This window comes from Sphingomonas sp. CCH10-B3, from assembly GCF_001556185.1.
Taxonomy (GTDB): domain Bacteria; phylum Pseudomonadota; class Alphaproteobacteria; order Sphingomonadales; family Sphingomonadaceae; genus Sphingomonas; species Sphingomonas aquatica.
Window position 1 is genome coordinate 60,300 of sequence record NZ_LSIJ01000011.1, and the last position, 25,358, is coordinate 85,657.

The following is a 25,358-nucleotide window of genomic DNA, read 5'->3' on the forward strand; positions in this document are numbered from 1 at the left end:
GCGGTGTTCAACACCGGGGGGCTGTGCATGCGGATGATCGCGTCGTGGAATTACGACTGGTGGAACCGAGGCAACATCGCGACGCCCGCGCAGCCCGAAGTCCGCGCGCTCGCCGCGACCCGTGCCGATCTGCCGCTGGTGCCCGTCGCCATCGCGCGCGGACGGGCGAATGCCAGCCAGATCAGCTTCGCTGCTTTCCGGGACGGCACCATCGCACCGATCGTGCTTGGCAACAGCGGCCCGGAATTCTTCAATACAAGCGCGCTGCGGCTTCCCGCCGGCATGGTGCCGACCGCCATGGCCGTGACCCCGTACAATGAGTTTCTGGTGGTGGCCGTCTGGGACACCAACACGGTGACCGGCAAGCTCGCCTTCATCGCGCTGCGACCGCGCCAGATGGCGGTCGGCAGTCCGAGCCAGACGCCCAACACCCGCTGGTACTGGGGCACGCCGGGGGCGTGGACCAACCGGGGGATGAAGCTTCTGGGTTTCGTCGACCTGCCCTTTGCCGCGCCGACCAGTCTGGATGTGTCGAACAATCTCTACCTTCAGAACCCGCGCGGCTATAGCGACAATGACGCCCCTGCCCGCGGCGACCTGTCGTTGCAATCGGCGCGCGATCTGTGGCGCGGCGTGAATCCGGTCTATCCGGCGGGGGAAGTACAATGGCACCAGCTCGCCTCGGGCGGCTATGCCGTGGTCGCCTCGCGCGCGGAGGGCAAGGTCAGCTTCGTCGACATGACCCCCCTCTACCAGTTCTACCGAAGCCTCTACCTGACCACGCAGGCAAGCTTCAACCGCACCCTCGATGTCTCGCTGACCGATGGCGCAAAATTCCCGTTCAGCTTTGCTGCCGAGCCTGATCAGCGGCCGGTGGTGACCACGACACTCAACGTGGCGCAGCCGACAAGCGTCAGCGCCGGTGTGATGGCCAAAGGCTATATCAACACCCGTAGCGAGGAGTATTTTGAGTATGTCCGGCGCAGTCCAAGCGAGCCGTGGTCGGGCACCGCGCCGGAACGTTATCTCGCCCGCAGCCGCGCCTTCGTGGCGACGATGGACGGGACGGTGCGCGGGTTCAACGTGCAGGGCCTCGTGTTCCCGTCGTCGCCGGTGGGCAAGACTGTCTCGGCAATTCCGCTGTTCAGCTTCGCGGCGGGGCGCAATCCGGCCTTTGCCTATGTCAACGCGACGGCAACGGCGTCGGATGACCTGTGGCTGGTCAGCCGGGGCGACCACCGCGTCACCTTCGCCTGGCCGACGGGGGACGTGCAATATAGCTTCACCGACAGTCGGATGGTCGATCCGGTCGCCGGTTCGGTGTCCTATAATCAGGCGGGCTATGGCGGAAATGGCGCGGGTCGCGCGGTCAATACGCCCTTCATCTCGATCATGGATTTCAACGGCAAGGCGATACTGACCTATGCCGTCAATCCGCGCCCTGCGCGCCCGAGCGGCGAACTCTATCCCTTTGTGGCGCCTTCAGGGCCGGTGGATGTGCTGTTCGGGTCCCGCGCGCCCACCCCCGGCAAGCCGTTCATGATGGATCAGGAGGAGATCATCTGATCGCCACAGCCCGGCGCGCGCTACATTCCAAAGTTCAGGGTTTGAAAGCGCGCGCCGGGTCATGTATCGCCGGTCACGACCGCGCGGGCCACCGCGCCGCACCACAGGATGATGGACGAATGGCCGAGTTTTTTCTCCCCGCCAACAGCAAGATCAAGCCGGAGGGCAAGAGCCACAAGGCAAGCGGGGAAGCCAAGCGCATCAAGAAGTTCAAAATCTATCGCTACGACCCCGATAGCGGCGAAAACCCGCGCTACGACAATTTCGAGATCGACCTCGACGATTGCGGGCCGATGGTGCTGGATGCGCTCATCAAGATGAAGGCCGAGCAGGATTCGACGCTCACTTTCCGCCGTTCGTGCCGCGAAGGGATTTGCGGGTCGTGCTCGATGAACATCGACGGCACCAACACGCTCGCCTGCACCAAGGCGATCGAGGATGTGAAGGGCGATGTCCGCATCACCCCGCTGCCGCACATGGACGTGATCAAGGACCTCGTGCCCGATTTCACGCATTTCTACGCGCAATATGCCTCGATCAAGCCGTGGCTGCAGACGGTGACGCCTGCGCCTGCGGGCAAGGAACGACTCCAGTCGCCTGAGGATCGCGCCAAGCTCGACGGGCTGTATGAGTGCATCCTGTGCGCCTGCTGCTCGACGTCGTGCCCCAGCTATTGGTGGAACAGCGACAAGTTCCTCGGCCCCGCGATCCTGCTCCAGGCCTATCGCTGGCTCGCCGACAGCCGCGACGAGATGACCGGCGAGCGGCTCGACGAGCTCGAGGATCCGTTCCGGCTCTATCGCTGCCACACGATCATGAACTGCGCGAACGTGTGCCCGAAGGGCCTGAACCCGGCGAAGGCGATTGCCGAGATCAAGAAGATGGAAATCGAGCGCGCGATCTGACCCGGCGCTGATCCGCCTTGAGCGCGCCCCCTTTCACTTACCGCGAGTCGCCCGATCATCCTGGCTGGATGACGTGGGACCTGAAGGACCCGACGCGCTTCAACAGCCTGTTCGGGCCGTTCCTGCTGAAAGTGGACGACGGCACCGCGCGGGTGCGGATGACGCCGCGCCACCTGCATTCGAACCTCAGCGGCAAGATGCACGGCGGGGCGCTGCTCAGTTTCGTCGACATGGCGATCTTTGCCGCGTCGCGCGGCTTTGGCCTGATCGAGGCGGGGACGGCAGTGACGCTCGACCTGTCGGCGCAGTTCATCGGCCGCGCCGAGGTTGACGCGGCCGTCGAGGCGCGGGTCGAGCTGCTGCGCGAGACCGGGCGGCTGCTGTTCCTGCGCGGGCTGGTGGTGCAACCGATGGGCGATGGCGAGGAAGTGGTCTTGAGTTTCAGCGCGACCATCCGCAAGCCATCGGCGCGATGATGAACTTGCGCTTCCACTCCAACCTCCGTCATTGCGAGCGCAGCGAAGCAATCCAGGGCCACGGGCGGGACGCTCTGGATCGCTTCGCTGCGCTCGCAATGAGGGATGCACGGTCGATCGCACGATGACCTTCGTTTTCGATCGCTACCGCGCGCTGGTCGAGGCGGGCGAACTCCGCCCCGATCCCGAACAGGCCGCCGCCGCAATGAAGCTCGCCGCGCTCGCCACTGAGCTGGAGGCGACGCCCAAGCGCGGATCGGTGCTGTGGCGCGCGCTCGGGCGGCTGCCCGATCCGCCGCGCGGGGTCTATCTGTGGGGCGGCGTTGGGCGCGGCAAGTCGATGCTGATGGACCTGTTCTTCAGCTGCCTCGACATCCGCCGCAAGCGCCGCGTGCACTTCCACGAATTCATGATCGAAGTGCACCAGCGCCTCGCCGAGGAGCGCAAGAAGGAAGCCGGCGACCCGATCGTACCGGTCGCAACCGCGATGGTCGGCGAATCGCGGCTGATCGCGTTCGACGAGATGGTGGTGAACAATTCGGCCGATGCGATGATCCTGTCGCGGCTGTTCACGGCAATGTGGGCGCGCGGGCTGACGGTGGTTGCGACCAGCAATCGACCACCGTCCGACCTCTACAAGGACGGGCTCAACCGCGAGCATTTCCTGCCCTTCATCGCGCTGATCGGCCAGAAGATGGACGTGCTGCCCCTGAACGGCCCGACCGATTACCGACTCGACCGGCTCGGCAGCATGACGATGTGGCACGTCCCCAACGGCCCCGAGGCGACCAAGGCACTGTCCGACGCCTTTTTCCGCATGACCGACTATCCGGTCGAGGATCGCGCCAAGGTGCCCGCCGAGGATTTGCCGCTCGGCGGCGGGCGGACGTTGCATGTGCCCAAGAGCCTGAAAGGCGTCGCCGTCTTCAGCTTCCGCAAGCTGTGCGGCGAAGCGCGCGGCGCCACCGATTATCTCGCGGTCGCGCGGCGATACCACACGGTGTTCCTCGTCGGCATTCCCCGGCTGGGGCCGGAGAACCGCAACGAAGCATCACGCTTCGTCACGCTGATCGACGCATTGTACGAGAATAGCGTCAAGCTGATCGCCGCCGCCGATGCCGCGCCCGAAGTGCTCTACACGCGCGGCGATGGCGCATTCGAGTTTGAGCGCACGGTCAGTCGGCTGAAGGAAATGCAGTCGGACGATTACCGCGCGCGTGGTCACGGCGCGCAGTGACTCACCGATCGCGGTAGTTTCCTCCCCTGATCGCGGCTATGGTCGACCGTAACAGGAGGGCAGGGCAATGCTGGTGACCACCACCGAAAATGTGACGGGCCATACGGTCAAGGCCGTGCTCGGCCAGGTGTTCGGCGTTGTCGTGCGCAGCCGCGGCATCGGCGGCAACATCACCGCCGGGCTGCGTTCGATCGTCGGCGGCGAGATTCCCGAATATACGCGGCTTGTCGAAGAGACGCGGCGGCACGCGATCGACCGGATGGTCCAGAATGCGGTGCTGATGGGCGCCAATGCCGTGGTGATGATGCGGTTCGATTCGGGCGAAATCGCGCAGGCGATGAACGAGGTCGTCGCCTATGGCACTGCCGTGATCCTCGATCCTCCGCCCGCGCCATGATCCTGCGCAACATCGTGCTGGCGGTCGCGTTGCTGCTGATGGTGTCGGCGGCGATCGTCGTGCTGCGCGACCCCGCCGGATGGCCGATGCTGCTGATGAGCGTCCTGCTGGTCGGTGGCATCATCTTCGAACGCCAGCGCTATGGCGCGGCCGGACGCGCGCCCGCCGGCCCGGGATGGAGCGCAACTGCCGAACGCTTCATCGATGAAGAAGGGGTGCCGGTGCGCGTGTGGTTTCATGCCGAAACCGGCGAGCGCCGCTATGTACGGGACGATAGTGCACGCGGCTGACGCGATTTTTGGCTATTGAAAATCAATTGCAATAAGCGCGACGCTGTCCGCTTTTGCCCGGTTGCTCTCCCTCGTCAAAGAGCCTAAGCCCCTCCCGCCCGTTGGGTCGAAAGCGGCCCGCTTTGCGTGAAGGAGACAAGATGGCCCGCAAGAAGATCGCGCTGATTGGCGCCGGCAACATCGGCGGCACGCTCGCCCATCTCGCTGCACTCAAGGGGCTCGGCGACGTCATCCTGTTCGACGTGGTCGAAGGCGTGCCGCAGGGCAAGGCACTCGACCTGTCGCAGTGCGGCCCCGTCGAAGGCTTCGACGCCAGCATCACCGGCACCAATGATTATGCCGACATCGCCGGTGCCGACGTCTGCATCGTCACCGCCGGGGTCGCCCGCAAGCCGGGCATGAGCCGCGATGACCTGCTCGGCATCAACCTGAAGGTCATGAAGGCAGTCGGCGAAGGCATTGCCGCGCACGCGCCGGACGCGTTTGTGATCTGCATCACCAACCCGCTCGACGCGATGGTGTGGGCGCTGCGCGAATTTTCAGGCCTGCCGCACCAGAAGGTGGTCGGCATGGCGGGCGTGCTCGACTCGTCGCGCTTCTCGACCTTCCTCGCGCAGGAATTCAACGTATCGGTGAAGGACGTGACGAGCTTCGTGCTCGGCGGGCACGGCGACACGATGGTGCCGGTGCCGCAATATTCGACCGTCGCGGGCATCCCGATCCCCGACCTCATCAAGATGGGCCGTTCGACGCAGGAGCGGATCGACGCGATCGTCCAGCGCACCCGCTCGGGCGGTGGCGAGATCGTCGCGCTGCTGAAGACCGGCTCGGCATACTATGCGCCCGCGACCAGCGCGATCGCGATGGCCGAGAGCTATCTTTACGACCAGAAGCGCCTGCTGCCCGCGGCCGTGCATCTGACCGGCCAGTATGGCGTCGACAACCTTTACGTCGGCGTGCCCTGTGTGATCGGCGCTGCCGGTGCCGAACAGATCGTCGAAATCGAGCTGGACGACACCGCCAAGGCCAACTTCCAGGTCTCGGTCGACGCGGTCAAGGAATTGCTGGTGGCGTGCAAGGCGATTGACGGTTCGCTGGCGTAAGCAGCCTCATGCGGACGTCACCCCGGCGAAGGCCGGGGTCCAGTTCGCGGCATGATGTGAAAATTTGAAACAATCCGGCGCGAAAAGCAGATCAAGGAATGGCGGCGATAGTGGAAATTGCGCCTGATCGAAAGCAATAATCCGGACTGGAACGACCTGTTCGAGTCATTGGCCTAGCAACTGGTCCCCGGCCTACGCCGGGGTGACGTAGGAAAGAAGAACGAGAACCCATGAGCATCCTCGTCGACAAGAATACCAAGGTCATCACGCAGGGGATGACCGGCGAAACCGGCAGCTTCCACACCAAGGCGGCGCTCGATTACGGCACGCAGATGGTCGGCGGTGTCACCCCGGGGAAGGGTGGGACCGAGCATCTCGGTCTGCCGGTCTTCAACACTGTCGAGGAAGCGGTCGCCAAGACGGGCGCGACCGCGAGCGTCATCTACGTGCCGCCGCCCTTCGCCGCTGACTCGATCCTTGAGGCGATCGATGCCGAAGTGCCGCTGATCGTGACGATCACCGAGGGCATTCCGGTACTCGACATGGTCAAGGTCAAGCGCGCGCTGTCGGGCAGCAAGTCGCGGCTGATCGGGCCGAACTGCCCCGGCGTGCTGACGCCCAATGAATGCAAGATCGGCATCATGCCGGGCAGCATCTTCAAACAGGGTTCGGTCGGCGTCGTGTCGCGCTCGGGCACGCTGACTTATGAGGCGGTGTTCCAGACCTCGAACGCCGGGCTCGGCCAGACGACCGCGGTCGGCATCGGCGGCGATCCGGTCAACGGCACCAATTTCATCGATGTGCTTGAGCTGTTCCTGGCCGACGAGGCGACGCAGTCGATCATCATGATCGGCGAAATCGGCGGCTCGGCCGAAGAGGAAGCGGCGCAATTCCTGCGCGACGAAGCCAAGCGCGGCCGCAAGAAGCCGATGGCAGGCTTCATCGCCGGCCGCACCGCGCCCCCGGGGCGGCGCATGGGCCATGCCGGGGCGATCGTCTCGGGCGGGCAAGGCGGCGCCGAAGACAAGATTGCGGCAATGGAAGCCGCCGGCATCAAGGTCGCGGCCAGCCCGAGCCTGTTGGGCGAAACGCTGCTGGAAGTGTTGAAGGGGTAAGCGAAAAAATCCTTCTCCCACTGGGAGAAGGTGGCCCGAAGGGCCGGATGAGGGCGACTTTCGGGGCCAACCTCGCCCTCACCCTCCCACCGCTTACGCGGCGGGCCCCTCCCTCTCCCTGCAGGAGAGGGGATTGGAGAATGATCATGGGCTACGAAGGCCAGGATTTCGAAGCACTTGCAGGCTCGGTGAGCCCCGCGTTCATCAACTCGCTTTATGCACGCTATCAAGCGGCACCCGACAGCGTCGAACCCGCCTGGCGCGGTTTCTTCGAAGGGCTGGAGAGCGCGGCGAGTGGCCCGAGCTGGCAGGCGAAGAATTGGCCCGCGACCGACACCGACGATCTGACCGCCGCGCTCGATCCGTCGCAGATGGCGCTCGCGCCCAAGCCGACCAAGGGCGATGCCAAGCCCGCAGCTGCCCCCGCCGCCCCGCAAGTCGACGTCACCCGCGCCGCCGCCGATTCGATCCGCGCGATGATGCTGATCCGCACCTATCGCGTGCGCGGGCATCTTGCCGCCAATCTCGATCCGCTCGGCCTCACCAAGCAGGAATTGCCCGCCGATCTGACCCCCGAGTACCACGGCTTTTCCGGCGCCGATCTCGACCGGCCCGTCTATATCGGCGGGGCGCTCGGGCTCGAGACCGCGACCGTGCGCGAGCTCGTCGACATCCTGCGCGCCAATTACTGCGGCAATGTCGGCCTCGAATATATGCACATCGCCGATGTCGAGGAGCGACGCTTCCTGCAGGAACGGATGGAGGGCAAGGACAAGGCCATCCAGTTCAGCCCCGAAGGCAAGAAGGCGATCCTGAACAAGGTGATCGAAGCCGAGCAGTGGGAGAAATTCCTCGGCAAGAAATATGTCGGCACCAAGCGCTTCGGGCTCGACGGCGGCGAAAGCATGATTCCTGCGCTCGAAAGCGTGATCAAATACGGCGGCCAGTACGGCGTGCGCGAGATCGTGTACGGCATGGCGCACCGCGGGCGGCTGAACGTGCTCGCGAATGTGATGGCCAAGGCTTACCGCGTGATCTTCCACGAATTTTCGGGCGGGTCGGATAACCCTGAGGATGTCGGCGGATCGGGCGACGTGAAGTACCACCTTGGTACATCCACCGACCGCGAATTCGACGGGATCAGCGTGCACATGTCGCTGGTCGCCAACCCGTCACACCTTGAAGCGGCCGATCCGGTGGTGCTCGGCAAGACGCGTGCGATCCAGACGATTGCGGGCGATGAGCACCATAGCGGTTCGCTGCCGGTGCTGATCCATGGCGACGCGGCCTTCGCGGGGCAGGGGATTGTCTGGGAATGCCTCGGCTTTTCGGGCATTCGCGGCTATAACACCGGCGGTTGCCTCCACTTCATTATCAATAACCAGATCGGTTTTACGACCAGCCCCCAATTTGCGCGCAGCTCGCCCTATCCGAGCGATGTGGCGAAGGGCGTGCAGGCGCCGATCTTCCACGTCAATGGCGACGATCCGGAGGCGGTCACCTTCGCCTGCAAGATGGCGATCGAGTTCCGCCAGCGCTTCCACCGCGACATCGTGATCGACATGTGGTGCTATCGCCGCTTCGGCCACAATGAAGGCGATGAGCCGAGCTTCACCCAGCCGCTGATGTACGATCGCATCCGCCAGCATCCGCCGGTCAGCGAAATCTATGGCAAGAAGCTGATCGAACAGGGCGTGGTCGACCAGGCGTGGATCGACGGCCAGATCAAGGCCTTCACCGACCTGCTCGAAGGTGAATTCCATGCGGGCGCAAGCTACAAGCCCAACAAGGCCGATTGGTTCGCCGGGCGCTGGTCGGGGCTGCACGCGCCCGCCGATCCCGAAACCGCGCGGCGCAATGTCGAAACCGGCATCGAGCCCAAGCTGTTTGAAGCGATCGGTCGCACGCTCACCACCGTCCCGGACAGCGTCAAGATCCACAAGACGCTCGCGCGCGTCATCGATGCCAAGCGCGCGATGTTCACGAGCGGCGAAGGCTTTGACTGGGCGACCGGCGAAGCGCTCGCCTTCGGGTCGCTGCTGTCGGAGGGCTATGGCGTCCGCTTGTCGGGGCAGGATTCGGGTCGCGGCACCTTCAGCCAGCGCCACGCGGTGTGGGTCGATCAGACCGACGAGCATAAATACATCCCGCTCGGCACGATCGAGCATGGCAATTTCGAAGTGCTCGACAGCCCGCTGTCCGAATATGGCGTGCTCGGCTTCGAATATGGCTATGCGCTCGCCGACCCGAAGACGCTCGTGCTGTGGGAAGCGCAGTTCGGCGATTTCATGAACGGCGCGCAGATCATGATCGACCAGTTCATCGCGGCAGGCGAAGCCAAGTGGCTGCGCGCGAACGGGCTCGTGATGCTGCTGCCGCACGGTTATGAAGGGCAGGGGCCCGAGCATAGCTCGGCACGGCCCGAGCGATTTCTGCAGCTTTGCGCGGGCGACAATATGCAGGTCGCCAATTGCACGACACCGGCGAACTACTTCCACCTGCTGCGCCGCCAGATGCACCGGCCGTTCCGCAAGCCCTTGGTGATCTTTACGCCCAAGTCGCTGCTGCGCCACAAGCTCGCGGTGTCGAAGGCGGCGGACTTCCAGGGCGACAGCCACTTCATGCGGATCCTGAGCGATCCCTGGGCGCCCGCCGACGCCGATGTGCACCGGCTGGTGCTATGCACCGGCAAGGTTGCCTATGACCTGATGGAAGCGCGCAACGCGGCCGAAGACAAGAACACCGCGATCGTGCGGATCGAGCAGCTCTATCCCTTCCCCGGCGAGCCGCTCGTGACTCGGCTCAAGCGGATGACCAATGTCCGCGAGGTCGTCTGGGCACAGGAAGAGCCGAAGAACAATGGCGCCTGGAGCTTCGTCGAGCCCTTCATCGAGGAATGTCTGGTTGAAGCGGGCAGCGCGGTCACGCGGCCGCGCTATGCCGGGCGCGCGGCGGCGGCATCGCCCGCCACCGGCCTGATGAAGCGCCACCAGATGGAGCAGGCCGCGCTCGTCGCCGATGCGCTCGGCCACAATGTCCGCGAAGAAATCCGCCGTACCCGGAAAGGCTGAGCCAATGGCAACCGAAGTCAAAGTGCCCGTGCTGGGCGAATCGATCACCGAAGCGACTCTAGGCGAATGGCTCAAGCAGCCGGGTGACGCGGTCGCGCTCGACGAACCCGTGGCGAGCCTCGAGACCGACAAGGTTTCGGTCGAGGTCGGCGCGCCTGCCGCTGGCGTGATGGGGCCGCATGCTGTTGCGGTGGGTGACACCGTGCAGGTCGGCGCGATGATCGCGACGATCGAGGATGGCGCGGCTGCCGCGCCCGCTCAGGCGCCTGCGAAGGTGGCCGAGCCCGAACCCGCCCGCTCGGCGAGCGACGTCGCTGCCAGCGGCGCCGCGCCTGCTGCGCTGTCGCCGTCGGTCCGGCGCGCGGTGCTCGAAACCGGCGTCGATCCCTCGACCGTCACCGGCACCGGCAAGGACGGGCGGCTGACCAAGGACGATGTGCTGGCGGCCAAGCCTGCGCCCGCGCCGACGCCCGCCCCCGCGCCGAGCCCCGCCCCTGCAGCGGCACCTGCCGGTGAACGCCGCGAGGAGCGCGTGCGGATGACGCGGCTGCGCCAGACCGTCGCCAAGCGGCTGAAGGAAGCGCAGAACACCGCCGCGATGCTGACCACCTTCAACGACGTCGACATGACGGCGGTGATCGAGGCGCGCGCCAAGTACAAGGACCTGTTCGAAAGGAAGCACGGCGTCCGGCTCGGCTTCATGGGCTTTTTCGTGAAGGCGGCCTGCCTTGCGCTCAAGGACATCCCTGCTGTCAATGCCTCGATCGACGGCGACGAAATCGTCTATCACGACTATGCTGACATCTCGGTCGCGGTGTCGGGGCCGACCGGCCTTGTCGTGCCGGTGGTGCGCGACGCCGATCAGCTTTCGGTCGCGGCGATCGAGAAGAAGATCGGTGATTTCGGCAAGCGCGCCAAGGACGGCACGCTGACGCTCGACGACATGAAGGGTGGGACCTTCACCATCTCGAACGGCGGCGTGTTCGGTTCGCTGATGTCGACCCCGATCATCAACCCGCCGCAGTCGGCGGTGCTGGGCCTCCACCGCATCGAGGATCGCCCGGTCGTCCGCGACGGCCAGATCGTAATCCGCCCGATGATGTACTTGGCGCTCAGCTATGACCACCGCCTGATCGACGGGCGCGAAGCCGTGACGTTCCTGGTGGCGCTGAAGAACGCGATTGAAGACCCGACGCGGATTTTGATTGATCTCTAGCGGCAACGTTGAGGAGGCACTCGATGGGCATGGTCTGGGTGCTCGCTACGGCGAGCGACGAACAAGTGGCGACGCTTCGAGCCGATCCGTCCGGTTTGTACGATTTCGTGAACAGCGAAGAAGCCTATGAATCCGGGCGATCGCTGGAACTCGACAAGCAATGGCACGCTGTCCATTTTCTCTTGACCGGATCGGCGGGCGCGACCGACGACCCGTTGAGCCTGATCATAGGCACCTTCGAAGAGATCGGCCCCGATAATGGTTACGGCCCCGCTTGGTTCGTGCCAAAGCGCTTCATTGGCGAATTCGACCGGACTCTTTCGGCACAGAGTAATGCTGAAATCGCCGCGCGATACGATGCGGCGGCGATGGTGCGCGAAGATGTTTACATCGCAGACGCACTTGAAGAGGAAGGCGAAGAAGGCCTGCAGTTTCTGATGGAAGACATCGATCGACTAAGGACGTTTGTAACCAGAGCTGCGGCCGAAGGTGCAAATGCGTTTGGTCTCATTACTTGAGCATGATGGAATCCAAAATGGCTGACTACGACTACGACGTCCTCATCATCGGTGCCGGCCCCGGCGGTTATGTCGCGGCGATCCGCGCGGCGCAGCTCGGGCTGAAGACCGCTTGCGTCGAGAGCCGCGAGACGCTCGGCGGCACCTGCCTCAACGTCGGCTGCATTCCGTCCAAGGCGATGCTGCACGCATCCGAATTCTTCAACGACGCCGCCAACGGCACGCTCGCCAAGCTCGGCATCAAGCTCGGGTCGGTCGAGCTTGATATGGAGGCGCTCCACGCGCAGCGGCTCGATGCGGTCAAGCAGCTCACCGGCGGCGTCGCCTTTCTGCTCAAGAAGAACAAGGTCGACTGGCTGAAGGGCCATGCCAGCTTCACCGGCACCGACACGGTCGATGTCGCGGGCACCAGCTACCGCGCCAAGAACATCGTCGTCGCCACGGGCTCGAGCGTCACTCCGCTGCCCGGCGTCGCGATCGACGAGCAGATCATCGTCTCCTCCACCGGCGCGCTCGAATTCCCGCAAGTCCCCGAACATCTCGTCGTCATCGGCGGCGGCGTGATCGGGCTCGAGCTCGGCAGCGTGTGGAAGCGGCTCGGCGCGAAAGTCACCTGCGTCGAATTTCTCGACCAGATCCTGCCCGGCTTCGATGGCGAAGTCCGCAAGGAATCGAACAAGATCTTCAAGAAGCAGGGCATCGAGTTCAAGCTCTCCACCAAGGTCACCGGCGTCGCTGTCGAAGGTGGTAAGGCGACCGTCACCGTCGAACCCGCCGCTGGCGGCACGCCCGAGACGATCGCGGCGTCCCACGTCCTCGTCTCGATCGGTCGCCGCCCCAATACCGAGGGGCTCAATCTTGAGGCCGCCGGCATCACGCCGAACAAGCGCGGCCAGATCGAAATCGACCACCGCTTCCAGACCAATGTCCCCGGCATCTGGGCGATCGGCGATGTCGTGCCGGGGCCGATGCTCGCGCACAAGGCCGAGGATGAAGGCATTGCGGTTGCCGAGAATATCGCCGGCCACACCGGCATCGTGAACCATGATGTGATCCCGAGCGTCGTCTACACCTGGCCCGAAATCGCTGGGGTCGGCCTGACCGAGGAAGCCGCCAGGGAGCGCGGCGAGATCAAGGTCGGCAAGTTCCCGATGCTCGCCAACAGCCGCGCCAAGACCAACCACGAGCCTGACGGCTTCGTGAAGGTCATCGCCGATGCCAAGACCGACCGCGTACTCGGCGTCTGGATGATCGCGTCGGTTGCGGGCTCAATGATCGCGCAAGCCGCGCAAGCGATGGAATTCGGCGCGACCAGCGAGGACATCGCCTATACCTGCCATGCCCACCCGACGCATGCCGAAGCCTTCAAGGAAGCGGCGATGGGCGTGACCGGCAAGCCGATCCACATCTGACAGTGGCGGGGGCCACCGCGCGGGCAGCCCCCGGACCGGTCAGGCAATCGGGCGTCCGGCCTTGGCCGCGACGCGGCGGATGAGAGCGTCGTCGCCGGCGCGATCGGGCAAGGCGGCATAGTTGAAGAAGGCGCTGATCGCGGCGAAGTCGCCGTCCTCAGTTGTTGACGGGCCATAAGGCGCGATGCGACCGGTCTCGAGCGCCTCTTCGTGCAGCAACAGGCTCATGCGGAACATGTTGGCGGTCAGCCGCTTGTACGCGTCGATCTGCCGCGCCTTGATCGCGGCGCTGACCCGGCCTTGCGGATCGCTGTTCCAGCGCGTCGGTGTCGCGCGGTTGTAGGCGGTGAAATAATGGAACTTCAGCCGGAATGGCGGTGGCGCCTTCACGGTGGCATTGGGGCCATAGCTTTGCACGATCATCCGCAGGAACTGAGTAAAGGTCCGGTGGACGAAATAATCCTCCTTCCATAGCTGGACGTGGAGATATTCGCCGACCTTCGTCGAATTCGACGGGTGCGTGCGCAGCAAGCCGGGATCGAACCGGGCGCCGATCATGAACCACGCCAGCCTGATTTCGTCACCGGCTTGCTCGACGGTCTTGGCGGGGCCGACGCTGTCGATCACGAATTGCGGATAGCCGAGCAGCCGCAGCTGGTCCTGCGACCGGTCGCGGGTGTTGATATTGCCGACCTGCCCCGCCGTCAGCGACGACGGCTCCAGATCGCGCCGCTCGAAATCGCCGACTTCCCACATCGGATTGGGCAGGAACTCTTCCAGCCGATCCCCGGTTCGCAGCGTCACCGCCTCGCGCGCAAAGGGAATGCGGAAACCGGGATCGGTTGCGAGATAGGAAAAGGCCGTCTGCCCCTGCACAAAGCCCGTCCGGCGCAGTGCCTGGGTGCGGAACAGGTGCTGGCCGATCAGCGTGGCGCGGTATTTCACCAGCGAGAAATCGCGCGGCTTCCACGCATCGGTGGGGTCGGCCGGCCGGACATCGGCGAAGCCGTCGGTCATTTCGTCGACTGCGAAATAGAGCTTCCAGAAATTGAAATCGCTCGGGTCGCGCAGATAGCTGTCCTGAAGCTGGGTCCATTCGGCGGCGCGCTCCGGACGCGGCACGCGCGGCAGATCGTTCACCCAGTCGTTGAGCGTCGCCTCGGCAGGTCCATGGAAGGCATCCGCCGACCACAGCGGAAAGGGGATGCCGATGCGCAGCGTATCGAAATCGACCGCGAGCAATTCGTCGCGCGCGCGACGCGCATCGGCGAGCGTGCGGATCGGCGTTGCGCTGCCTATCGTCGGCAATCGCTGGATCAGCTCGTCGCCAAAGGCTGCGTCGCGTTCGATGCTGGTGGCGCCCGGTAGCACCGAACCACCGGGCTGGAACGGGCGGAAGCTGCGCGGATCGCGCGGCGTGATTGCGTAGCGAAGGCGCAGGTCCTTGACTGCCGTCAGCAGCGTTTCGGCTTCTGCCGGGCTGGCCCCATCCTGAACGGCGCGGCGGATCATGTCGGTGTCGGTCGTGCCGATATGCGCAAGATCGATGAAGTCGGGGCCGTGGCAGGACACGCATGAATCCTTCTCGCGCGGCTTGCGCCACACAGCGAGGCCGGCGTCATAATCGGCGATACCGGTCACGGCCGCAGCTGGCGTTGCCCCGACATTGGTGGCGAGCGACGGCAGCGGCGACGGCGTGCCGGTCGCGCCGCTGACGACCGACAGACCGGCCAGCGTGTCGCCGGCACCGGTTGCCGCGAGCACCGCCGATGCGACGCCAGCCAGCGCGAGCGCCGCAATCATGCCGCCGCGTCGCGTGCGAATATTGATGGTCATGCTCGTTTCCCCTGCTCGCCTGCTCCCGCCGCCCAAGTGCGCCGGTCGGCGGCAGAATTGGGCCGAAACTGGTTGCCTGAGCTTGGCCAAGCAGCTTTAACTCGCGCCTTACCGTGACGGTGCAACGGCTTTGGGCGGCGGCGAAACCGGATCGTCCATGGGGCAGGGCGGTTGATCAGTCCGGATAACTGATTGATGGAGCCCCGAATGCCGATGCAACCTGCGCCCGCGCTTCCGCCCCCCAGCCGTTTGCTCTGGGCAGCCGAGCTGCCGCGCGCCGCCTGGACACTGGCCGAGCTGGCAGCGAGCAAGCCGGGCGAATTGCCGCGCGGCGACGGGCGACCGCTGCTGCTGCTGCCGGGGCTGATCAATTCGGACCGATCGATGCTGATCATGGCGCGCTATCTGCGGCGGCTGGGATACCGCGTCGAAACCTGGGGGCTGGGCCGCAACTTCGGCACGCGCACCGTGGGCAGCGAAGGCGAGCGGCTGCTTGCGCGCGTGCGGGACTATGCCGAACGGGCAGGGGCCCCGGTGACGCTGATCGGCGTGTCGCTGGGCGGCATCATGGCGCGGCTGGCGGCGCACCGGCTGGGGGCGGCGATCGTGCGCGAAGTGATCACCATTGCCTCGCCCTATGCTGCGGGCCCGCGCGCGACCAATGTCTGGCGGACTTATCAACTCGTCAGCGGCGAGCGGATCGACGACCCCGCCCTGCTCGCGCGCGTCGCCGAAATCGCCGCGCCGTTACCAATGCCGGCCACCGCGATCTGGAGTTCCAGCGACGGCCTCGTCAACGGTCGCGCCTGCTACGTCGATGGCGAACCCGGCTTGCGCGTCATCGAGATCAAGGGCGGCCACATCGGTGTGCATTACCGCGCGAAAGTGCTGCGGACGGTGGCGGAGGTGTTGGGCGGCTGAAGCGCAGACCGTCGCTCAGCCTGCCCCCAATCACCCGATAATGAAATCAGCGCCGCCCGATACCGCGTTCGGCAGCTGGAAGACATAATCCGCGCCCGCCTGATAGCCATTGACGCCGTTCGCATCCACCACCAGGAAGGTCTGGCCCGCCAGCGTGCCGCTGTTGGGGGTGAAGAACACCGCGCGTCCGCCGATCAACTGGCTGTTGAGTGCGGTTGCCAGATTCGCGTCGAAGCTCGCGGTGCTCAGCGCGCCGGTGGCGACGGTTGCATAGGTGTCGTGCACCTGGCCGCTGATCTGGATGCGGTCGGCGGCGAAGTTGAAGTCGAGCAGGCGATCGTAATTGGTCGAGCTCGACTGGACAGCGTCGTCGTAGAAGAAGACATCCGCGCCATTGCCGCCGCGCAGCGTGTCGCCGCCGTTGCCGCCGAAGATATAGTCGGCTGCACCGCCGCCGGTCAGCGTGTCGGCCGCCGTGCCGCCAAAGATGCGCAGGATGCCATCGGTTTCGTTCGCGCCGTTGACCGTGATCGCGTTGACGACCGACACGCCGAAGATGGTGCGCGTCTGACCGGTCGGGACGAAACTGTCGCCGACCGTGACCACGAAGTTGTTCTCGGCGCCCGACGCATTGTGGAGCAGCACAACGACTTCGGCACCGAAGTTCGCGCCCAGCGTGATCGTGTAATCACCATCGAGCGCGATCTGGTCATTGTTGCCGCCGCCGCCGTTGACGACATCGGCCCCGGTGAAGCGCCCCGGGCCGAAATAGAAGCCGTCGTCGCCGGCACCGCCGGTCAGATTATCGACGCCCAGACCGCCAAAGATGCGGACATTGCCGTTGGTTTCAGCCGAGGCATTGACGGTCAGATTGTCGGCCGCGCCCAGATTGGTGCCGAAGATCGTCAGCCGTTGCCCGGCGGCGATATTGGCGTCGTTGGTGGTGATATTATAGCTGCCGCCCGCCAGTGTCGCGAGCACTTCGACCCCGGCCAGCGTAGTCGCCCCAAGCGTGAGCGCGGTGGCGCCGGTGTAATTGCCCTGGATCGCAACCTGATCGTCGGCGCCGGCGCCGCCGTCGATCGTGTCGGCAGCGGTCAGCGTCGCGCCGAACGAGAATGAGTCGTTGCCGTTACCACCGCTGACATTGTCGACGCCGCCCGCCGTGAGCGTGAAGAAATTGTTCGCGTCATTGCCGATGATCGTATCGTTGCCGCTGCCGCCGATCGCATTTTCGATCACCGCGCCGCGTGCGATCGAGACATTGCCTGAGCGACCCCCGACACTCGAGAAGGTCTCGGCGTTCAGATTGATCGTCTGCGTTTGCGTGAACCCGGAATAATCGAGCGTGTCGACGCCGCCATTGTCGTAAACCGTATAGCTGACGTTGGGGTTGGCGGTCGCGTCATAGACGGCGCGGCCCGATGTATTGTTGAAGCCGTAGGTGGTGTTGCCCGTCCGGGTCAGCGTGTTGGTGCCGTAGAGCGTCGTGATCGCGATGCCGTCGGCGATCATCGGCGTCAGCGCGAATTGCCGCGTGAACCCCAACCCTGCGAAATAGCCATTCTCGCTCTGGTCGAAATACGACATGACCGTCGTCGCCCAGCTGTCGTTAAGATAGGTGGCATCGGACGAATAGCTGGCAGCGCCATTGTAATTGCCGCCATGCCCAAGCCCGAGCACGTGGCCGATTTCATGAATATAGGTCTGGAACGAATAGGTGTTCAGCCCGGTGCCATAGGTGGTCAGCCAGGCCGTGCCGACATTGACGGTGGCGCTGGTGGTCACGCCGTTCGAGTAGGTCGCATTGGCGAAAGCACCGGTCTGATTGTCGTCGAGCGTGATTTGTGCTGCCGTGGTGATTTCCGAAAAAATGATGCCGGTCACGTCGCGCCACAAGTTGAAGGCTTCGCGCGCGAGATTCTGGCCTTCCGCCGTCAATCCCTGGACGTTGAACGTGATCGTACCGCCCGGCGCAACATTGAAGGCGTGGCGTTGCGCTGGCCCGCCCCAATAAGTGTCGGTCAGCTGCGTCGCGATCTGATCGTTGGTGTAGAGGGTGAGCGGCGGCGTGGTCGCCGCGGTCAGCGTATACTGGCCGGTCGTGGTACCGAAGGCGCCGACGTCGAGATAATAGGTGCCGCCGGTGGTCGCCGTGAAGCGCAGCGCCGAATAGGTGCCCTCGCCGGCATCGTCATTGGTGACAAGCTGCGCGCCGCTGGCGTCGCGGACGGTAAGCGTCGTGTCGACCGAGCCGTCGGCGACGACGCCGCCCGTGCGGAAGATATAGGTTTCGCCAGCGGTCAGCGTGATCCGGAACCAGTCGCGATCGCCATTGGTCTCGATGTTGCCAGCCGCAATGCCGCCGACATTGATGGTTGCGGTGGTAGCCGTTGTCGCCAGCACGCTGTCCGCGCCGGCCGCCGGAAGGGCGACGGCGAACAGCCGGTAAGTGCCAGTGCCCTGATCGTTATAAGTGCCCGCATCGATGTAGAAGGTGCCGCTTGTCGTCGCGGCATAGGCGAACAGCGAATAGGTGTTGTCGCCACCGTCGTCATCGCTGCCGAGCAACGCGCCCGTGCTGTCGCGCAGATTTAGGAAACTGTCGGGATTCGACCCGGCAATCGACTGGGTCGTGAACACATAGCTTTGGCCGGCAGTCAGGGTGATCCGATACCAGTCATGGTCGCCATTGGTATCGATGACGACATCGACGCTCGACCCGGCGGCAATCGTCCCCGTCGTGGCGGTCGTCCCCAGCACCGTGTCGACATAGGGAGTCGGCGTGACAGATGGCAGAAAGGCGCTGGCGCTGCCGTCGATCGGGCCATCGATCGGCACCAGAGTCGGCTGGCCGTCCTGTCGCCGTCCGATGAGGGGGTCAGCGGTCGGATCAACCTTCTGGCACACCGCCGTCGAGCAACAACTGCACTGTGCCTTCGCCATATCGATTCCCCTCAATGCCTGTCGGAGGCCGATGCCATCGATCGCTTGCCGATTCAGCCGTTCGATACGTGAACGATATAAGGGTCGCCCCCCGTTGGCAAAGCGAAAGGGAGTGAATCCGCCGTTTACCGACGCGGCTGGCGCTGGGAACTCGTCGGCAGCCCTTGCGCGGCGCTGGCGGCCAGCCGATCGATGTCATCGGCGGCGAAGCGGCGGTCGGAAACCGCCAGGTTGAAGCTGACCGGTGCCGACGCCTTGCCGCTGCGCATGCGTGTGATCTCGGCGCTCGCCACGCCTTGCGGACGGAAGTGCAGTGCAACGACAAGCCCATCGGCTGGCAGGCTGGCAGCTGCCGAAGCCGTAATCCCGCTCGCCCGGGCGAAGGCGCCGATGAAGCGCTGGCAGATCGCCTCGCTGGTCATTGGCGCGAGCAGCTTGTTGCCGGTGCGCACGCTGCACTGAATGGGCGTTGCCGTGCCAGCCATTGCGCCTCCGTTTGCCAGCGCCGACGCCAGACCGAAGATCAACAGGCGCGCGACGACGTGCATGGGGCAAGTCTAGGCCGAGTCCACACGCATGTCGACGCCAATCGGGGCGTGGCATTCCGCAGGCGCTGTGCTTATCTCGCGCACTCCCCGCTGGCATCGGCCACAGAACAAAGCTAGAACCTACCCCATGCTGACTCACATCTCGGTTCGCGGCGCGCGCGAGCACAATCTGAAGGGCGTGGATGTCGACATCCCGCGCGATACGCTGACCGTCATCACTGGGCTGTCGGGGTCGGGCAAATCGAGCCTCGCGTTCGACACCATCTATGCCGAGGGGCAGCGGCGCTATGTCGAGAGCTTGAGCGCCTATGCGCGCCAGTTCCTCGAGATGATGCAGAAGCCCGATGTCGACCATATCGAGGGCCTCAGTCCCGCGATCAGCATCGAGCAGAAGACCACGAGCCGCAATCCGCGCTCGACCGTGGCGACCGTCACCGAGATTTACGATTACATGCGGCTGCTGTGGGCGCGGGTCGGCATTCCCTATTCGCCCGCGACCGGCCTGCCGATCGCGGCGCAGACGGTGAGCCAAATGGTCGACCGGGTGATGGCGCTGCCCGAGGGCACCCGCGCGCTGCTGCTCGCGCCGGTGGTGCGCGGCCGCAAGGGCGAGTTCAAGAAGGACATGGCCGAATGGCAGCGCGCGGGCTTTACGCGCGTGCGCATCGACGGCGAGATCTACGAAATCGACGAAGCGCCTGCGCTCGACAAGAAGTACAAGCATGACGTCGAGGTCGTGGTCGACCGCGTGGTCGTCGGGCCGGATGTGGCGACGCGGCTCGCGGACAGTTTCGAGACCGCGCTGAAGCTCGCTGACGGGCTGGCCTATGTGGATCTGGTGGATGGCACGGTGGCCGGGCTTGCCTCAACCTCGGTGCGCGAAACGCAATCCCCGTTCGTTTCGAGCGAAGTCGAGAAACAGGCCCCAATCGATGCCACTCTGGGCGGCGCGATGAAGGGCGCAGGGATTCCCGCCAACCGCATCGTCTTTTCCGAAAAATTCGCCTGCCCCGTCAGCGGCTTCACGATCGCCGAGATCGAGCCGCGGCTCTTCTCGTTCAACGCCCCGCAGGGCGCGTGCCCGGCGTGCGATGGGCTCGGCGAGAAGCTGCTGTTCGACGAGGAACTCGTCGTACCCAACCACGCGCTGTCGCTCAAAAAAGGCGCGATCGTCCCCTGGGCGAAATCGCAGCCGCCGTCGCCCTATTACATGCAGGTACTCGGCAGCCTCGCGCGCGAATTCGGCTTCTCGCTCGACACGCCCTGGGGCGAGCTGCCCGGCGAAGTCCGCCTCGTCATCCTCCACGGCACCGGCGGCAAGCCCGTCACGCTCACCTTCGTCGACGGCCGCAAGAGCTATGACGTGAAGAAGCCGTTCGAGGGCGTGATCGGCAATCTCAACCGCCGCATGCTCAGCACCGAAAGCGCGTGGATGCGCGAGGAGCTGGCGAAATACCAATCCTCCGCCCCGTGCGAGACCTGCCACGGCGCGCGGCTGAAGCCCGAGGCGCTCGCGGTCAAGATCGGCATGCGCGACATCTCCAGCGTCACGCATCTGTCGGTGGTCGATGCGCTCGCCTGGTTCGCAGGCGTGCCCGACATGCTCACCGCGCAGCAGCGCGAAATCGCCCGCGCGATCCTGAAGGAAATCGACGAGCGGCTCGGCTTCCTCAACAATGTCGGGCTCGATTACCTCAATCTCGACCGCACCAGCGGCACGCTATCGGGCGGCGAGAGCCAGCGCATCCGGCTCGCGTCGCAGATCGGCAGCGGGCTGTCGGGCGTGCTCTATGTGCTCGACGAGCCGAGCATCGGCCTCCACCAGCGCGACAACGACATGCTGCTCGCGACGCTGCGCCGCTTGCGCGATCTCGGCAACACCGTGCTCGTCGTCGAGCATGACGAGGACGCGATCCGCAGTGCCGATTACATCCTCGACATGGGGCCGGGCGCGGGCGTCCACGGCGGCGAGGTGGTCGCGCGCGGCACCTTGCCCGAAATCCTCGCCACCAAGGGCAGCGTCACCGCCGATTACCTCAACGGCACCCGCCGCATCGACGTGCCGGCCAAGCGCCGCAAGGGCAATGGCAAGAAGCTGACGCTCAGCGGCGCGACTGCCAACAACCTGAAAAACGTCACCGCCAGCATCCCGCTCGGCACCTTCACCTGCGTCACCGGCGTGTCGGGATCGGGCAAGTCGAGCTTCACGATCGACACGCTCTATGCCGCCGCCGCGCGCGCGCTCAACGGCGCGCGGATCGTGTCGGGCAAATATGAGAAGATCGCGGGCCTCCAGCATCTCGACAAGGTGATCGACATCGATCAGTCGCCGATCGGCCGCACGCCGCGATCGAACCCCGCGACCTATACCGGCGCCTTCACGCAAATCCGCGACTGGTTCGCGGGCCTGCCCGAAAGCCTCGCGCGCGGCTACAAGCCCGGCCGCTTCAGCTTCAACGTCAAGGGCGGCCGGTGCGAGGCGTGCAGCGGCGACGGGCTGATCAAGATCGAAATGCACTTCCTCCCCGACGTCTATGTGACCTGCGACGTGTGCCAGGGCCGCCGCTACAACCGCGAAACATTGGAAGTGAAGTTCAAGGGGATGAGCATCGCCGACGTGCTCGACATGACGGTCGAGGACGCGGTCGAATTCTTCAAGGCGGTGCCGCCGATCCGCGAGAAAATGGCGATGCTGGCCGAAGTCGGGCTGGGCTATGTCAAGGTCGGCCAGCAAGCGACGACGCTGTCGGGCGGCGAAGCGCAGCGCGTGAAGCTGGCAAAGGAACTGGCGCGAAGGTCGACCGGGCAGACGCTGTATATCCTCGATGAGCCGACGACGGGGCTGCATTTCGAGGATGTGCGGAAGTTGCTCGAAGTGCTCCACGCGCTGGTCGAACAGGGCAATACGGTGGTGGTGATCGAGCACAACCTCGACGTGATCAAGACCGCCGACTGGGTGCTGGACCTGGGGCCTGAAGGCGGCGTGAAGGGCGGCGAAGTGGTGGCCGAGGGGACGCCGGAGCAGGTGGTGAAGGAGGCGCGGAGTTTTACGGGGCGGTATTTGGCGCCTTTGTTGGGGAAGTGACACGGAAGATGATTCTAGAGCAAACCTTGTCCCGGGTGCGGTAGCGCATCAAGTTTAGAAAGAAACACCGCTGTCGCCTCACAGGCGTCCATTACTGCACGGCCTCCGTAGCCCAGTTCTGAGTAAAATGGGTGACGATTGCACCTGCGTTCGTATTCCATCTTGAAGTAGGTGCTTAGCTCCGCGACAATCTGCCTCTTTGCTAACAACGGTAAGTCGGGCGCGTGGCTCCGATTCGACCAAGTCCACCCAATCTTCTCAGCAAGTTCCCTAGAAGATACTGCCAAATCAGGAGTTATCCCTGCAAGATATTCAAACTTAGGCAGCAAAAACCGCATATGCACGAACCCGGCAGCATGTACCCTGACAGCATCGGACATTACAAGAGACTCTCGTAGCAAACTGTCTGGCTCAATCAGCCCCCATTCAACCAGAGTTTCAATTGCAGCGAACGAGTCAAGTTCATCGTAACCTATTTGGCTCATTCGCTTCACCAGCGTCGCTACAAGAACGTAGCCTTCTTGTACAAAGTCTACGCGCTCCTTACGATTCTTTATCAGAAACTCTAAAATATCAGGTATCAAGAAATTACTTGGACGTGTCGCAGTATGTGCGACGTGCAGAATATTTTTAACGTATCCTGATGAGCCGTTATAGTATTTGTACCTTCCCCTCATCAGGCTTTTTAACAAAACAAATTCTTTTAGTCCTGCACGCCCCGAGGCTAAGGCAATACCAGTGAGGTCGTTGGTAGGGACGTGAGGGGAAACCAATATGTCTGCGAACATGCCGAGTGCTCGGCGAACATCTTTTGCAACTAAGCCTTCTAATATATGAGTTATATGTCTGTCTTTTCGTAAAAAAATAGCAGAATAAACCGCCGTTATAAATTCACCCACTCGATTTGCTGGATAGTTCAACGTAAAGCCATTATCTAACGTTATTTGATGCGTCTTTCCAAAATCGTTAGACATTTGATCTAATATAAGCTGCATTCTTTTCCGAATGACGGCGGAAAATCTAGGGGGTCTAATGTAGAAATTTATTGCATTTGAAAAGGCGTCGAGTGGCTTTTCGTCTTTGTGCGCTTCAAACGTCGCATCCCGTAGATTGACCAATATAAGACCACGAGTTAACTCTTTAAACCACTGGGCTGCTTCAAATATTTCGAGCTGCTGGTCACGCGATCGTTTGGCGACATTATCAAACACGCAAACTAAGCCGAGTCCTCGCTCGCTTGAGAAATGTCGAGCTACACACTGCGCAAACTGTTCCGGATTTGCGGCCAAATCGGCGAGCATATCGAACCTGCGTGACGAGTATTTCGGTGGATTCTCGACTTTGAGAGTTTTTGCAGGCCCACGTTCGAAACGACTTATTTCAACCGAAAATATCCGTTCCTGATATTCTTCAGAGTAAATATCTATCTCGTTCGTCGTTGAGAACGATTCGAGAAACTGCTCGCAAAGCCAATCGCGCAAGGAGGATCCTGGTGGGGGCGTGACATTGAAATTTATAAACGCCCAAACTGTCTTACTCTTTGTCTCAGTCGGCAGCAAATACTTGTAATATCGGCGAATGAACGTGCTTTTTCCTGCTCCAACAGCGCCAATAACTAACTGCACCCTACTTAAAGACGAAGGAGTCTTTGAAAACCTCGAAATCTCATTACTGATCCCAGACGCAGAGACGCGAGTTGTATCAATTTGTTCAACAGTATTACCAGCTACCTTTCGAGTGCGATCTTTCAAATATGTACTTAATACGCCTTCATAATTTGTAATTTCTTCAGTAGAAACATATGCCTTTTCAATAACATCATCCGGGGTTTCGTCGCTATCAGCGCCAAAATACTTCGATATTGTTGGAAACAGCGCATAAGCAAACTCATTTACACCTAAAAGCTCGTTTAGTGCGTTTCGTCCGCCCATAAACCCGGAGACGCTGTGAAACCTTCTCGACAGTAATTTAGTAGATAGGTCGCTTGCGCGCCTGTCGAGATCATTGCGATTTATGCTAGATTGTAACACTGCGAGAGCGTTGCTTCCTATATTGATGTCTTGTACATCAAAAACGATAGCATCAATTTCGCTGTCAGCATAAGAGACGCCGATTTCAATACCATTTGTTGCAATCACGAGTTCGATAGGGTTTAGCTTTGGTGGATAACGCTTATTTATTTCGCTTGCATACATCCTAGCTTCTCTGAGGCCGACTGATAGCGCAACGTCTGGTCCTTTGACTTCTATAATTAGAAGAGGAATGCCACGTTGCCATATCGAATAGTCAGGAATATAGCCGAACCGCTTTCCCGCCGACTTATCAATTTCAGTCGGACGCATGTATTCTTTAGTTCGTATCCATTCACTAGGTAATCCGAGATAACTCGGGTTGACAAGCAGAGGCAGGACAAACTTCTGCTCCACGTCGGATTCGTTGCGAAAGGTGGACGGTTCCAGTTCAGGCGAGCCAAGCTGCAATGCACCTTTCAAGAGCTTGGCCACGAACGTTTTCCTCCACTGAGGTTATAGGGTCGGACAGGTTGGGGCCTTGCGTCAAGCTCTAACGGAGAGTTGATATCGACTAAAGGCTGCCCAGATACTTCGCGGACCACCGTGCCGCCAATGCCAAGGGCTAAGCGCCGCGGCAAAGCCGCGTCGTCGGTCGCGGCTTTGCGCCGCGCCGGCCGGGCGCGCCCGCGCTTTGCGCGGCGCTG

At 62.9% G+C, this 25,358-nt stretch carries 18 protein-coding genes; 14 read left to right on the top strand and 4 right to left on the bottom strand.

Translation table 11 applies throughout. The annotated features are described in order from the left end of the window. Window positions 1-27 precede the first annotated feature (27 nt). The 12 genes from AX672_RS03395 to lpdA all read left to right on the top strand — a co-directional run bounded on the left by AX672_RS03395 (window position 28) and on the right by lpdA (window position 13,306). A complete protein-coding gene (locus tag AX672_RS03395) occupies window positions 28-1,566 on the top strand; it encodes a hypothetical protein (protein WP_202189225.1) in 1,539 nt (512 codons plus the stop codon). Between the two features lie 119 nt (window positions 1,567-1,685). Then, complete coding sequence (locus tag AX672_RS03400) at window positions 1,686-2,471, top strand: succinate dehydrogenase iron-sulfur subunit (RefSeq protein ID WP_066648230.1); 786 nt, start codon at window positions 1,686-1,688, stop codon at window positions 2,469-2,471. A gap of 17 nt (window positions 2,472-2,488) precedes the next feature. Further along, window positions 2,489-2,947 (top strand): PaaI family thioesterase, encoded by a 459-nt coding sequence (locus tag AX672_RS03405; RefSeq protein ID WP_231731140.1) that lies wholly within the window; start codon window positions 2,489-2,491, stop codon window positions 2,945-2,947. Between the two features lie 124 nt (window positions 2,948-3,071). Beyond that, window positions 3,072-4,184: a cell division protein ZapE gene (gene zapE / locus AX672_RS03410; RefSeq protein ID WP_066648240.1), complete on the top strand. Its 1,113-nt coding sequence runs from the start codon at window positions 3,072-3,074 to the stop codon at window positions 4,182-4,184. A gap of 67 nt (window positions 4,185-4,251) precedes the next feature. Next, on the top strand, window positions 4,252-4,581 hold the full coding sequence (locus AX672_RS03415) for a YbjQ family protein (RefSeq protein WP_066648243.1): 330 nt from the start codon (window positions 4,252-4,254) through the stop codon (window positions 4,579-4,581). Next, complete coding sequence (locus AX672_RS03420) at window positions 4,578-4,871, top strand: hypothetical protein (protein WP_066648246.1); 294 nt, start codon at window positions 4,578-4,580, stop codon at window positions 4,869-4,871. Before AX672_RS03415 ends, AX672_RS03420 begins: the two co-directional genes overlap by 4 nt. A 140-nt stretch (window positions 4,872-5,011) precedes the next feature. Beyond that, the gene (gene mdh / locus AX672_RS03425) at window positions 5,012-5,974 is read left to right on the top strand and encodes a malate dehydrogenase (RefSeq protein ID WP_066648249.1); all 963 of its coding nucleotides are present in this window, start codon (window positions 5,012-5,014) and stop codon (window positions 5,972-5,974) included. Between the two features lie 230 nt (window positions 5,975-6,204). Next, the gene (gene sucD, locus AX672_RS03430) at window positions 6,205-7,089 is read left to right on the top strand and encodes a succinate--CoA ligase subunit alpha (RefSeq protein WP_066648251.1); all 885 of its coding nucleotides are present in this window, start codon (window positions 6,205-6,207) and stop codon (window positions 7,087-7,089) included. Window positions 7,090-7,235: 146 nt separating this feature from the next. Beyond that, a complete protein-coding gene (locus AX672_RS03435) occupies window positions 7,236-10,160 on the top strand; it encodes a 2-oxoglutarate dehydrogenase E1 component (RefSeq protein WP_202189227.1) in 2,925 nt (974 codons plus the stop codon). Between the two features lie 4 nt (window positions 10,161-10,164). Beyond that, entirely contained in the window at window positions 10,165-11,376 is a 1,212-nt protein-coding gene (gene odhB, locus AX672_RS03440) for a 2-oxoglutarate dehydrogenase complex dihydrolipoyllysine-residue succinyltransferase (RefSeq protein WP_066648255.1), read from the top strand. A 23-nt stretch (window positions 11,377-11,399) separates the two neighbouring features. Continuing rightward, a complete protein-coding gene (locus AX672_RS03445) occupies window positions 11,400-11,894 on the top strand; it encodes a YfbM family protein (protein WP_066648257.1) in 495 nt (164 codons plus the stop codon). A gap of 17 nt (window positions 11,895-11,911) precedes the next feature. Beyond that, window positions 11,912-13,306 carry a dihydrolipoyl dehydrogenase gene (gene lpdA / locus AX672_RS03450; RefSeq protein WP_066648282.1) on the top strand — a complete coding sequence of 465 codons (1,395 nt, stop codon included), beginning with the start codon at window positions 11,912-11,914 and terminating at the stop codon, window positions 13,304-13,306. Between the two features lie 39 nt (window positions 13,307-13,345). Here the strand turns inward: lpdA and AX672_RS03455 are convergent, their stop codons facing one another. Beyond that, the gene (locus tag AX672_RS03455; protein WP_066648260.1) at window positions 13,346-15,142 is read right to left on the bottom strand and encodes a hypothetical protein; all 1,797 of its coding nucleotides are present in this window, start codon (window positions 15,140-15,142) and stop codon (window positions 13,346-13,348) included. 207 nt (window positions 15,143-15,349) lie between these two features. Between AX672_RS03455 and AX672_RS03460 the strand changes: the two genes are divergently transcribed. After that, complete coding sequence (locus AX672_RS03460; RefSeq protein ID WP_231731141.1) at window positions 15,350-16,063, top strand: GPI inositol-deacylase; 714 nt, start codon at window positions 15,350-15,352, stop codon at window positions 16,061-16,063. Between the two features lie 30 nt (window positions 16,064-16,093). Here AX672_RS03460 and AX672_RS03465 read toward each other — a convergent pair whose 3' ends face one another. Continuing rightward, the gene (locus tag AX672_RS03465) at window positions 16,094-19,009 is read right to left on the bottom strand and encodes a M10 family metallopeptidase C-terminal domain-containing protein (RefSeq protein ID WP_082730349.1); all 2,916 of its coding nucleotides are present in this window, start codon (window positions 19,007-19,009) and stop codon (window positions 16,094-16,096) included. 125 nt (window positions 19,010-19,134) lie between these two features. Beyond that, entirely contained in the window at window positions 19,135-19,557 is a 423-nt protein-coding gene (locus tag AX672_RS03470; protein ID WP_066648262.1) for a hypothetical protein, read from the bottom strand. Between the two features lie 127 nt (window positions 19,558-19,684). Between AX672_RS03470 and uvrA the strand changes: the two genes are divergently transcribed. Next, window positions 19,685-22,642: an excinuclease ABC subunit UvrA gene (gene uvrA, locus AX672_RS03475; protein WP_066648264.1), complete on the top strand. Its 2,958-nt coding sequence runs from the start codon at window positions 19,685-19,687 to the stop codon at window positions 22,640-22,642. Between the two features lie 14 nt (window positions 22,643-22,656). Here the strand turns inward: uvrA and AX672_RS18465 are convergent, their stop codons facing one another. Beyond that, window positions 22,657-25,146: a type I restriction enzyme HsdR N-terminal domain-containing protein gene (locus AX672_RS18465; protein WP_168727307.1), complete on the bottom strand. Its 2,490-nt coding sequence runs from the start codon at window positions 25,144-25,146 to the stop codon at window positions 22,657-22,659. Between the last annotated feature and the right edge of the window lie 212 nt (window positions 25,147-25,358).